At 66.9% G+C, this 11,773-nt stretch carries 13 protein-coding genes and 1 pseudogene; 6 read left to right on the plus strand and 8 right to left on the minus strand.

Annotated elements, in window-relative coordinates; all coding sequences use genetic code 11:
- Window positions 1–22: 22 nt before the first annotated feature.
- Window positions 23–478, plus strand: coding sequence for a hypothetical protein (locus GQS65_RS10430; protein WP_158204532.1), 456 nt, complete (start codon window positions 23–25; stop codon window positions 476–478).
- Between the two features lie 112 nt (window positions 479–590).
- On the opposite strand, the gene GQS65_RS10435 is transcribed toward GQS65_RS10430, so the two are convergent.
- From GQS65_RS10435 to GQS65_RS10455, 6 genes are all read right to left on the minus strand, one after another.
- On the minus strand, window positions 591–851 hold the full coding sequence (locus tag GQS65_RS10435) for a glutathione S-transferase N-terminal domain-containing protein (RefSeq protein ID WP_158204533.1): 261 nt from the start codon (window positions 849–851) through the stop codon (window positions 591–593).
- An 87-nt stretch (window positions 852–938) separates the two neighbouring features.
- A complete protein-coding gene (locus GQS65_RS10440; protein WP_158204534.1) occupies window positions 939–1,724 on the minus strand; it encodes a DUF7089 family protein in 786 nt (261 codons plus the stop codon).
- Window positions 1,725–1,727: 3 nt separating this feature from the next.
- Window positions 1,728–1,814, minus strand: coding sequence for a hypothetical protein (locus GQS65_RS22295; protein ID WP_449271792.1), 87 nt, complete (start codon window positions 1,812–1,814; stop codon window positions 1,728–1,730).
- 218 nt (window positions 1,815–2,032) lie between these two features.
- Window positions 2,033–3,202, minus strand: a complete 1,170-nt coding sequence (locus GQS65_RS22125) for an OapC/ArvC family zinc-ribbon domain-containing protein (protein WP_158204535.1) — start codon at window positions 3,200–3,202, stop codon at window positions 2,033–2,035.
- Window positions 3,203–3,207: 5 nt separating this feature from the next.
- Window positions 3,208–3,612 carry a DUF2073 domain-containing protein gene (locus GQS65_RS10450; RefSeq protein WP_158204536.1) on the minus strand — a complete coding sequence of 135 codons (405 nt, stop codon included), beginning with the start codon at window positions 3,610–3,612 and terminating at the stop codon, window positions 3,208–3,210.
- On the minus strand, window positions 3,612–4,256 hold the full coding sequence (locus GQS65_RS10455; RefSeq protein WP_158204537.1) for an Era-like GTP-binding protein: 645 nt from the start codon (window positions 4,254–4,256) through the stop codon (window positions 3,612–3,614). Before GQS65_RS10455 ends, GQS65_RS10450 begins: the two co-directional genes overlap by 1 nt.
- A gap of 1,366 nt (window positions 4,257–5,622) precedes the next feature.
- Between GQS65_RS10455 and GQS65_RS10460 the strand changes: the two genes are divergently transcribed.
- Window positions 5,623–7,311 carry a Cdc6/Cdc18 family protein gene (locus tag GQS65_RS10460; RefSeq protein ID WP_303646295.1) on the plus strand — a complete coding sequence of 563 codons (1,689 nt, stop codon included), beginning with the start codon at window positions 5,623–5,625 and terminating at the stop codon, window positions 7,309–7,311.
- A 212-nt stretch (window positions 7,312–7,523) separates the two neighbouring features.
- Here the strand turns inward: GQS65_RS10460 and GQS65_RS10465 are convergent, their stop codons facing one another.
- On the minus strand, window positions 7,524–8,309 hold the full coding sequence (locus tag GQS65_RS10465) for a S26 family signal peptidase (RefSeq protein WP_158204538.1): 786 nt from the start codon (window positions 8,307–8,309) through the stop codon (window positions 7,524–7,526).
- A gap of 176 nt (window positions 8,310–8,485) precedes the next feature.
- Between GQS65_RS10465 and GQS65_RS10470 the strand changes: the two are divergent.
- Window positions 8,486–10,049, plus strand: a pseudogene (locus tag GQS65_RS10470) (DNA-directed DNA polymerase II small subunit).
- Between the two features lie 150 nt (window positions 10,050–10,199).
- Here GQS65_RS10470 and GQS65_RS10475 read toward each other — a convergent pair.
- Window positions 10,200–10,595, minus strand: a complete 396-nt coding sequence (locus tag GQS65_RS10475) for a hypothetical protein (protein WP_158204539.1) — start codon at window positions 10,593–10,595, stop codon at window positions 10,200–10,202.
- Between the two features lie 90 nt (window positions 10,596–10,685).
- Here GQS65_RS10475 and pyrE point away from each other — a divergent pair, with 90 nt between their 5' ends.
- The 3 genes from pyrE (at window position 10,686) to GQS65_RS10490 (ending at window position 11,750) form a co-directional block, all read left to right on the plus strand.
- Entirely contained in the window at window positions 10,686–11,219 is a 534-nt protein-coding gene (gene pyrE, locus GQS65_RS10480) for an orotate phosphoribosyltransferase (protein ID WP_158204540.1), read from the plus strand.
- 69 nt (window positions 11,220–11,288) lie between these two features.
- Window positions 11,289–11,522, plus strand: coding sequence for a hypothetical protein (locus tag GQS65_RS10485; RefSeq protein WP_158204541.1), 234 nt, complete (start codon window positions 11,289–11,291; stop codon window positions 11,520–11,522).
- A complete protein-coding gene (locus GQS65_RS10490; RefSeq protein WP_158204542.1) occupies window positions 11,523–11,750 on the plus strand; it encodes a hypothetical protein in 228 nt (75 codons plus the stop codon).
- Window positions 11,751–11,773: the final 23 nt, after the last annotated feature.

Here is an 11,773-nt window from a genome sequence, read left to right on the forward strand (position 1 = left end):
TGGTAGTTACTACCACGAACACATGACGAGAGAGTCCCCGGACGGCGTGCAGTCCCACGAACGACGAACCGGGCCGCTCCGTGACGCCGTCTACAACACCGTCCGTGCGTGGGACGGCGTCGAGACCGGAACGACGAACGGCTACCCGGCGTTTCTGGTCGAGGGCAGACCGTTCGCCGTCGTCGGTGACGGCGGCGTCGCACTGGGCGGTCTCTCGGCGGCCGACCGCGAACGACTCCGGGGTCGCTGGTCGGCGCTGACCGTCGACTGGCCGACGACGGACACGACCGGTGACGGCCGTGTTCGAGCGGACGGCGGCCGACCGGGTGGTGGAGCGGCCAACGGAGGACACACCGACGGTGGACGGAGCGACCCGTGGCCGCTCGTCCCCATCGGTGGTAACGATCTCGTCGTCCTCCGACGGTTCGTCCGACTCAGCTACGACGGCGTCCGCAGCGGTCGGGCGGCGGTCGAGTAGCGGTCGAACCACGGCTATCGGAGGGAGCGGTCGAAAAACGAGCGCGTTCGGCGGGGCGGTGGCGCGGGGACGGAAGCGCCCACCGGTCGTCGGTCGTCGGTCGTCGCCTCGGTCAGGCGCTCGCTTCCTGGCCGTAGGTCGTCTCGAGGTACTCGACGATGTCGTCGGACTCGGACATCCCGTCGACGCCGTGGTCCGGGTCGACGAGGACGGGGACGCCCGTCTGGCCGCTGACCTCCTCGACCTCGGTGCGCTCGTCGTGCGAGCGCGGGACCATGTGTGATTCGTACTCCAGGTCGAGTTCGTCGAGTTTCGTCTTCACCTTCGCGCAGTAGGGACAGCCCTCCAGTTCGTAGAGTTCGAGGTTCGACATCACCCCTCGCTACGAGCGGGGACCGTAAGAAGCCGACGCCGTCGTGTCGTGCTGGCGCATCGCCGGGGAACGGCCACCCCCGACGGCTCACTCCTCGGCGAGTTTCTCGAAGGTCTTGCGCGCCCAGACGACGGCGTACTCCGCGCCCGACTCGCGGTACGCCGCGGTGTCGAGCGCGCCGAACGGCGTCGGCAGGTCACAGCCGTGTTTCACGCCGCTACACGCGAGTTCGGCGGCCGCCGGGAACGCGGTGCGGTCGGTCGCTACCTCGCGGGCGAGGCCGTCGAGGCGTGGCTGGAGACGCTCGCCCGCGTCGTGCCACGCCTCGTGGAGTCGCGGGTGCTCGTCGGCCCACCCCGCGAACGTCTCGCGCGTGTGGAGGCCGAGGTAGGCGTCGTAGAGTGCGACGGCGAGCTGGTAGGTGTCGGCCGGCGACAGCGTCGTCGCGGCCGCCAACTCGACGTACTGCTCGCCGAAGAACCCGAGAAACCCCTCCGGAACGCCGAGTCCCGCCTCGACGAGCGCCTCGGCGACGAGGAAGTCGAGGAACTCCTCGGGCGACCCCGTGGTTCGGGCCTTGACCAGAACCGTCGGTGGCGTCGTCTGGGCCGTCCACGTCACGCCGCCGTCGCCCGGCAGTCCGACGGTGAACGTCTCGCTCGCGTAGCGTGCGAGCAGTTCGGGAGCGTCGTCGGGGAGCCACGACTCGGGGAACGACGCCGGTTCCAGTCGGTCGACGAACAGCCCCAGCGTCTCGGCGGTGTCGGGCGGGAGCGTCTCGAAGTCGCGCTCGCAGTCCAGTACGACTGCTCCCGGTGTGTGTGCCGCGCGAACCGCGTCGAGGTCCGCGGGGAGGTCACGGTTCGAGAACATCGCTCAAAGCGCCAGTACGACGACGAGTGCGACCGACAGGACTGCGGCGATGCCGATGGTACCGACCACGACTTTCGTAGCCTCGCTCATAGCGAGCGATTCGCGGGCGACCGGTTAAGTCCTGCCGGGTTGGAGTCGTCGCTCGTGGAGACGGCCGACGGAACGCCCCCTCGAACGGCAGGGAGAACGACGTGGAGCGTGGAGCGTAGGGAAGCAGGGGCTCGGAGGTCGTCCGGAAAACCCCTTCGTTTCGACTGGAGAACGCTAGACGGAGTGCTGTCTGACGGGGGACTGCGAGCCGATGGGCGTCACTCCATCCGGTCGCCGAGCCAGTCTTCGGGCATCTGGATGACGTAGCGGCCGTTCTCCCGCAGCGAGATGATGTACTCCTCGCGGTCGTACAGTTCCATCAGGTTGAGTTCGTACTGGCCGGGTTCGACGATTTTGATGGACTCGAACTGCTCGTTGAGTTCCTCGCGGAGTTCGGCCATGTCGGGTTTCTCGCCGCTGGGTTCGCTGACGACGCGGCCCGACTCGGGGGTCGGCTCCCGGCGCGGCGGCAGTTCGTCGGGCCGTGCCATCTCGCTGCGCGCGCTCGCCTGTGCGGTGTCCTCGGCCGACCCGTCGACCGGTTCCTCGTCGGCGACGATGAGGCCGTCCTCGGTGGTGTCGTCGGCCGCCGTCGTCTCGGCACTCGGTGGAGCGGCGCTCGGGGCGTCGTTCGCCGCCGTGTCGGTCGCCTCGGTCGGTGCTCGCGTCTCGGTCGGTCGTTCCGACTCGGGAGGACGCGTCGTCGGGCGACGACGGTGGACGCGCTGGTCCTTCTCGCGGACGTGACTCACGTCCGGTGGGTCGGGCCACGCCGCCAGACCGTCGTCACCGGTCGCGTCGGCGGCAGTCGTCTCGGTACTGTCGGCGGCAGTCGTCTCGGTGGCGTCGGCCGCCGTCGTCTCGGTGGCGTCGGCCGCCGTCGTCTCGGTACTCGACGTCCCGGTGCTCGGGGCGTCGCTCGCCGCCGCGTCGGTCGGTGGCGTGTCGGCTTCCGTCGTGTCGCTCGTCGCCTCACCAGTGGCCCGTTCGTCGCTCGTCGAGGGGTCGGGAGTGGACGTGGATGGTCGGTCGTCGGGTCGACCCGAAGTCGAGGGGTCTTCGCGTCCCGTGTCGGTGCCCTCGCCGGTTCCGTTTCGGGTGGGGTCGGCCTCCTCCGAGTCGTCGCGGTGCATCCAGTCGCGCATCGCCGTCGCGGTTCGGCCCATCCGCTCGGCGACCCCGCCCGACTCGCGTTCGGGTGGCGTCTCGTCGGTCGGGCCGGGAGCGCCGGCGTCCGTGGCGTCGGGGGCCGCTCCCGACACGTCGTCCGCGGACGCGCCGCTCGGGCGGAACTGGAACGTCGTGCCGCCACAGCCCGGACAGCCCGACAGCATCTCCTTCGACCCGTCCTCGAACGTGTGTCCACAGGCGGTACACTGGTGGGGCACGCCGACTACCTCCGGGTGACCAGCGCGCTGATGAGGTTCTCGTCCTTGTGGAGGGTCTCGATGCGGTTCGCGGGGCCGATGACGGTCAGCTTGTTGTCGTTGTCCGACCCCTTGCCCATCAGCCGGTTGAACAGGCCGCCGTCGTTCGACGGCTTGGGGTAGGTCTCGATCTCGATACCGGTGAACCCGTCGGGGCTGATCTCGCTCATCGTCACCTCGATGAGTTTCGACTCCTCGTCGGGGGAGAGGCCGTCTTCGAGGATGACGATGTTGCCGTCGTGGACGCTGTCGAGGATGGTCCGAATCTTCTCCATCGTCCGGAGGTTCGACATCCGGCCCGCGCTGATGAGGTCGATCTGGACGCCGTCGGGGGTCTCGGGTGCGCCGTCTGGTGGTTGCATGCCTGGCATTATCCGAAGTACTCCGCGATCTTGTCGTACACTTCGTCCATGTTGTCGCCTTCGAGCGCCGACAGCGGCACCGTCTCGTGCTGTGGGAACGCGTTGGCGATCTGCTGGACGCTCGACTCCTCTAAGTCGGTCTTGTTGGCGAAGATGAGGACGGGGAGGTCCTTCGACTCGATGATACCGATGAGCATCGTGTTGACCTGCGTGAACGGGTCGGCCGCGCTGTCGAGGACGTAGATGACGCCGTCGACGTCCTCGCGGAGCCAGTGCATCGCCTCGGCCACACCCTCGGTCGCCTCGCGGGAGCGACGCACGGCGTCGTCCTTCTCGATGTCGTGTTCGAGGAACTCCTTGTAGTCGACCTTCGTCGTCACGCCGGGCGTGTCGACGATGTCGATAGTGACGCTCTTGCCGTTGCGTTCGATCTCGACGTTCTCCTTGCGGCGAGCACGGCGCGTCTCGTGAGGGACGTGGCTCTCCGGGCCGATGGCGTCACCGGTCCAGTCGCGGGCGATTCTGTTCGCAAGTGTCGTCTTCCCGGCGTTCGGTGGCCCGTAGATGCCGATTCGCTTCGGCCCCTGATCGGGTGCGAACAGCTTCGACGTCACACGCGAAATACTCGATCTGAGTTCGGTCAGCAGTCCCATCCTGATGTATCCTCCCCGGCCCAGTACGGGCGGGTCTATCTGCCATAGCCGACCCGACTCACTTAACACTGCGTCAGACATGTGTACGAATCCCGATAGTATCGGCGTCGTCTACCGGCGGAGCCCGCCAGGCGGCGGTTCTCCGGGGGCGGGTCGACCGGCCACCGACCGGCGGCGACTGCCGGAACGAGGGCTACCGCCGACGAGTGGCGACCCACCGGTGACTGACGACCGGCGACCGACACGTGGTGACGACGGGCGGAGAACGCGACGTGTCGCCGGTCCACCTGGAAGGAGCGAGGAGCGTGGGGGGTTCGACACGAAGTGATGCCGTCTGTGCTAGAACGGCTAGATGGCGCTAGAGGTCACTAGAACGTTCAGTGACTGTTCTAGCACGTTTGTCAAACCCCCACCCCCTCGTTTCGAGTGGAGACGGGCGGCCCCCCGGGCCGAGACGAGGGGCCGGGACCAGTCGACCGGACCGTTCGTCTCTAGAACTAGAACGGAACCGTGCGGAACCAGTTCTCTCCAACAGTATAGACTAGAAACAAACAAAATACGGGGTGTTGTCCCTACTACGGGTCTGGTACACTGGACATGTATATGAATCTTCCGTCACTAGCCGACCTCGTGCCGTCGCCGGCCCCCCCACCCCGCCTTATCAGCGTTCCACCCGAAACGAGGGGGTGGGGGGGTTCGGCCGTGACTGTCACCGACACGCATCCGAGAAATGACACGCACTGAACTGCGCCCCGTGGACCAGTTACTCCGGGCCCACCGCCGGCCCCGACCCATCCCCGCTCTTCGCTTCCGCAGCGGTTCCCACCCCGGCCCGCCTCCCACCCCCCGGCCCGATTCGGTCCGACCCGGAGTTCGAGGGACTGGTGAGTAGCGTCGACCGGCGGCGAGCGTGGACTGGCGGGAAAGGTCAACTGAGAGGGACCGGCCTGCTGACGAGACCGATGCTGACGAGACCGGACGACTGGTCCGGACCCATCTCGGTAGTGGCCGTCTCGTGGTGACCTAACCCGTCGGCCTCCGACTGCGGCCGCCGGTGTCGGCCCCTCGACGCCGCACCCGAAACGACGGGGGGCGCGGTCGCCCCCGGCCGCCGGTGCGCGTCGTTCCTACCGTACCGCCTCATCGGTCTCTTTCGACCGTTTCGAGGGCTATACGGGCCGTCGAGCCGGTGGCTCGGTACGGGGACCACAATACTTAATTGATACCTCGGCTTGGTGTTCTCCTGCATCAACTGGACACGTATCGGTGCGTCGGCCGACGTATCACACCTTCTACAGGGAGAAGACGGGCGTTTCACCGACTGCGTGCGGGCCACTCCACCCGAAACGGAGGGGTAGCAACACGTATGAACACAGATTCGGATACCGACGACGGGCCTGCGGATGGTGAACACTCCGATGGCCGGGAGGACCGCCACGACGACCACGACCGACCGGACGCCGGTGACGGCGGGGACGGGTCGGGGACCGTCCACACGACGAGCGACGAGGAGACGGGCGACCGCTTCGACGACGACTCCGTCACCGCCGAACGACGGCGCGGCGAGCGGCGGCCGGCGAGCGACGCCACCGCCGCCGACCGACCGGGAACCACCATCGACCCGTCGACCGACCCCGACCCCGAGTCCGCACCGGGGCCGGACGAGGCCTCGCCGGGACTGTTCGACGACCTGCTGAGCGGCGAACCCATCTTCGAGAACAAGGAGGTCCTCAGACCGTCGTACACGCCCCGTCGACTCCCGCACCGCGAGGAGCAGATCAACAACATGGCGACCATCCTCGTCACCGCCCTGCGCGGGGATACGCCGTCGAACATCCTCATCTACGGGAAGACGGGGACCGGAAAGACGGCGAGCGCGAAGTTCGTCAGCGACGAACTGGAGACCACCTCCCAGAAGTACGAGGTGCCGTGTGAGGTCCAGTACATCAACTGCGAGGTGACCGACACGCAGTACCGCGTGCTCGCCCAGCTCGCCAACAAGTTCATCGACGAGAACGTCGCGTACATCACCGAGGAACTGGAGCGTCTCGACGCCCGGCGCGACGACCTCGACGACGGAACCGCCAGCATCGAGGAGACGGCGTTCGACGACCGCGAGGCGCTCGACACCCGCATCGAGAACCTCGAAGCGGACCGTGAGGAGTTCGAACCGGTCCCGATGACCGGGTGGCCGACCGACCGCGTCTACTCGACGTTCTTCGAGGCGGTCGACTACCGCGAACGCGTCGTCGTCATCATGCTCGACGAGATCGACAAACTCGTCGAGAAATCGGGCGACGACACGCTGTACAACCTCTCGCGGATGAACTCCGAACTGGAGAACTCGCGGGTCTCCATCATGGGTATCTCGAACGACCTGAAGTTCACGGACTTCCTCGACCCACGCGTCAAGTCGAGTCTCGGCGAGGAGGAGATCGTCTTCCCGCCGTACGACGCCACCCAGCTCCGGGACATCCTCCAGCACCGGTCGGACATCGCCTTCAAACCCGACACGCTCTCCGAGGACGTCATCCCGCTGTGTGCGGCGTTCGCTGCCCAAGAACACGGCGACGCGCGACGTGCGCTCGACCTGTTACGGACGGCGGGCGAACTCGCAGAACGCGACCGGACCGAGAACATCCACGAGGAACACGTCCGTCGCGCCCAGGAGAAGATCGAACTGGACCGCGTCGTCGAGGTGGTTCGAACCCTCCCGACGCAGTCGAAACTCGTCCTCTACGCCGTCATCCTGCTGGAAGAGAACGGCGTCCACAACATTAACACCGGCGAGGTGTTCAACATCTACAAACGCCTCTGTGCGGAGATCGACATGGACGTACTCACCCAGCGTCGGGTGACCGACCTCATCTCCGAACTCGACATGCTCGGCATCGTCAACGCCGTCGTCGTCTCGAAGGGCCGCTACGGCCGCACGAAGGAGATGAGCCTCTCGGTTCCCCTCGACGAGACCAAGAGCGTCCTGCTGGCCGACTCCCGACTCGGCGAGGTCGAGGACGCCCAGCCGTTCGTCCAGGCCCGCTTCGACGACTCCTGAACGACCGTCCCGCCGTTCGCCTGCCGTCACCGTCCGCCCGACCACGCCGTCCGGTTCTCACCGACGAACTGTTACGACAGCGACCCGTCCGTTTCGTGTCGAGAGTCGTGGCTGTCAGCACACTGACGTCGGAGACTGGTGAGTAGCGGCCGATGAGTGATGTTGGCATAGCGTGTGGCTCCAGTCGAAACGGTACTCTGGGTCGCCGTCGGTCACACCGACCGGGCGTCGAACGCCAGTGCGAGCGCACCGGTCAGTCCTGCCGCGAGGGTCGTGAGGGTGCCGCCACTGCCGCCGAGGAGGCCGAACAGTAGTCGGACGTGTCCCAGCAGCGGGATACGGAACTCCGCGGTACCGACGACCCAGTCGGGGTCGACGGGGTTGTCGGCGATACCGGCGACCTGATCGTACTGGCCGTTGGTCGCGCCGTTGTCACCCTTCGTGATGAACCCGGCGTTGGGGGCGGGGCAGGCGGGGAGCGCGGTGTCGGTGATGGGGTCGTCGTCTGTCTCACAGGCGTCGTACCGACCGACGTACTCCGGGTTCGCGCGGTCGTACCAGTTCTCGCCGTCCTCGACCCAGAACATCGCGCGATGGATGATGGGGGTGGCGAATCGGCTCCCGTCCGGTTCGTAGACGATGACGTCTCCGGGTCGAGAGAACTTCGTGTAGCCGGTCTCCTGACCGGTTCGATAGGTGACGACGCCCGTCGACTCCCCGTTCGAGACGGTCGCCGCGCCGTCGGCGAGTCGTTCCTCTTCCATCACGAACACGAGGTCGCCCTTCGAGATGTGTGGCTCCATGCTCTCGGACTCGATTGCGACGAGCGGGGGCCAGATGCCGCTGACGGCGAACAGGAGTGCGCCGACCAGCGCTACCGCCGCGACGCTCCCCGCGACCTCGCGGACGTAGACGACGGCTTCGTGGTCGGTGGTGAAGAGCCAACGAATCCAACCGAATCCAACCGGTCGCTCGCCCTCCTCACCGGGGTCTTTCATCGTCACCACCTATCTCACCGGAGCGTTTCAACCTTCTGTCTCCCGTGTTCGTGGCTGATTCCGCCGTCCGACGCCCGCTGACGGTCGTCCTCGGCACGGCCGTGTCGACGCTCGGGGCCACGCGCCGACCCGACCGGAGACGCTACGTTTTTGCTGCCACCGACGGACTCTGGGGTGTGCCACTGGAGACACCCCAGCGAATCGTCACCGAACTCGCGCGCCGCGGCTACAACGCCGACCGCGAGGCGGTGACACTGCTCGCGGGTGCCTCCGACCCCGAACGTGCGCTCGCGGCCGCCCTCGACACCGTCCCCGACCACGCCCTCAAACTCTCGGCCGACCACGTCCGCGAGACGCTGGACCGCGGCGCGGTCCCGGACCCGACGGCCGCTCCGACCGACGCCTCCCCGAAACCCGCAGCCTCCGGCGACGGCGACCCCCCCCGTTTCCGATGCAGCGCCCGAGCACTCGGCGACGACGGACGGAACCGGAGTTGCAGTGGAAGCGGAGGGGTCGGCGGTCGGCGGCCGCTCGCCCGTCCCCGCCACCATCACCGGTGACGTCACCGGTCGGTCGACCGGCACCGGCGAGTACGACGAGTTCGTGACGGTGTTCCGCGACCGCTACGAGCGCCTCTCGAAGGTGCTCCGTGGCCGCGTCACCCACCGCCCCACCGGGTCGCTCGAATCCAGCCCCGGCGGCGAGGACGCCGCGCTCATCGGGATGGTCAACGACGTGCGCTCGACGGCCAGCGGGCACTGGCTGGTCGAACTCGAGGACACGCAGGGCGTCTTCCCCTGTCTCGTGATGAAGGACAAACCCATCGCCGAACTCGTCGACCAGCTACTGCTGGACGAGGTCGTCGCCGTCGACGGGACACTCAGCGGGGACGGCAGCATCCTGTTCGTCGACTCGCTGCACTTCCCCGACATCCCCCGCACCCACCGCCCGAACACCGCCGACCGCCACGTCCAGGCGGCGCTCGTCTCCGACGTCCACGTCGGCAGCCAGGAGTTCATGGGCGAGGCGTGGTCGCGGTTCGCCGACTGGCTCCACACCGCCGAAGCCGAGTCAGTGGAGTACCTCCTCATCGCCGGCGACATGGTCGAGGGCGTCGGCGTCTACCCGAACCAGGACGAGGAACTCTCCATCGTCGACATCTACGAGCAGTACGAGGCGTTCTCGGAACACCTCAAGGAGGTGCCCGGCGACATGGAGATCGTCATGATTCCGGGCAACCACGACGCGGTCCGCCTCGCCGAACCCCAACCCGGCTTCACCGAGGAGCTCCGGGACATTTTGAACGCTCACGACGCCCGTATCTCGGGGAACCCCTCGATGGTCTCCGTCGAGGGGGTCGACGTCCTCATGTACCACGGCGTCTCGCTGGACGAGGTCATCGCCGAACTCCCCGAGGAGAAAGCCAGCTACGACGAACCGCACAAGGCGATGTACCAGCTGCTCAAGAAGCGCCACGTCGCCCCACAGTACGGCGGCCACACCCGCCTCGCGCCCGAGGAACGCGACTACCTCGTCATGGAGGCGGTGCCCGACGTCTTCCACACGGGCCACGTCCACAAACTCGGCTGGGGGAAGTACCACAACGTGCTCGCCATCAACTCCGGCTGCTGGCAGGAACAGACCGACTTCCAGAAGTCCGTCAACATCGAACCCGACCACGCGTTCGCGCCCATCCTCGATTTGGACACGCTGAACTTGACGGTCCGCGATTTCAACTAGAACCCACCTTTTGCTGCGCTCGTTCGCGTCGCTCACTCGCTGGCAAAATCTGGACCAAAAGCCTCGTCGTTCCCTACGGTCACTCCTCGGCCCGCTCGCTCACTGCGTTCACTCACGGTACGATTCCCTGCCACGGTTTGCTCGGACTGCCTACGCCAACCCGCGACTGCCGAGCGCGCGTTCCAGTCGAACCGTCCCCATCGCCAGGACGAACACCGCCGTTCCGCCGAGGGAGACCGTGAGGAACCAGCGCGGGATGTAGAGGAACGACCCCACTCCGGTGACGAGGAGGCCGAACGTCCCGGCGACGACAGCGTCACAGAACGCGAGTGCCTTCGCGGCGAGGACGACCCGGCCGTCGAACGCTCGCTCGTCGAACGTTCGGGTGGCGAGGCCGACGAGGACGAACCGGACGAGGAGGTACGTCCCGAGGAAGGACAGACTCGCAGCGACGAGTCCGAGGACGAGGCTGGACACGAGCCAGAGCGGGTCCGGACCGTTCTGTGGAACCTGTGGGACCGGTGTGCCTGCTTGGAGGGGGTTCATACCGTCCTGTTTTCGAGCGTGAACAAAGCTCTTCGGACCACCGCAGCGCGCTCCGGGACGCTTACAACGTCGCCTCGCAGAGCCACGCACATGAGCGACACCCAGCGACTCATCGACGCGCTTCGGGCGGCCGAGGCGGTCCGCTTCGGCGAGTTCGAACTCTCCCACGGCGGCACGTCGGACTACTACGTCGACAAGTACCTCTTCGAGACGGACCCGACGTGTCTCGAACTCGTCGCCGTGGCGTTCGCCGAGCGCACGGCGGACGTCTCGAAACTCGCCGGCGTCGCACTCGGTGGGGTCCCCCTCGTCGCGGCGACGAGCGTCGAGACCGGCACACCGTACGTCATCGCGCGGAAGAAGGCCAAGGAGTACGGCACCGGAAACCGCATCGAGGGCCGCCTCGACGACGGCGAAGAGGTCGTCGTCCTCGAAGACATCGCGACGACGGGCCAGAGCGCGCTCGACGCCGCCGAGGCACTCCGGGAGGCCGGTGCCGAGGTCGGTCGGGTCATCGTGGTCGTCGACCGTGAGGAGGGTGCCCGCGACCTGCTCCGCGAACACGACCTCGAACTGGAGTCGCTCGTCACCGCGAGCGACCTGCTGGCCGACGAGGAGCAGTAGTTCGCTCGTCGGTTTCGCCGAATCTCACTCGTCAGAGAACCTATTGCTCTTCGTTTACGACTGAACACGATGGTCCCCACCACACGCAGAGCGGTTCTCCGAACGGTCGGTGCCGGGGCACTCACGACGCTCGCCGGATGTAGCGTCTTCGACTCACCCGCCGACCCCGACCCGCTTCGCATCGGCAGCATCGGCATCAGGAACCACCACGACGAGGCCCACGAGGTGCGTGTCGAGGTGGTAGCGGACGGCGAGCGTCGATACACTGGAAGAACGGATATCGAGGCGGCGGAGGGTAACTGAATGGGTTCGACCGTCACCCGTGCCAGTATCCTCGACTCGCTCCACCGTCCCGTCACCGTCCGGGCGAAACTCGCCGGCGAGGACTGGCACGAACGCGACTTCTCGGAGAGCCACGCGGACACACCGTGTATCGTCGTCTCCGTTCGTATCTCGGACGCTGGTGACGTCGACTTTCTCACGACGACCGGCTACGAGTGCGAATCGACCCCGACGCCGACCGACTCCTGAGCGTCGTCACCCGACTCACGCCG

Origin of the sequence: Halomarina oriensis, from assembly GCF_009791395.1 — an archaeon.
Taxonomy (GTDB): domain Archaea; phylum Halobacteriota; class Halobacteria; order Halobacteriales; family Haloarculaceae; genus Halomarina; species Halomarina oriensis.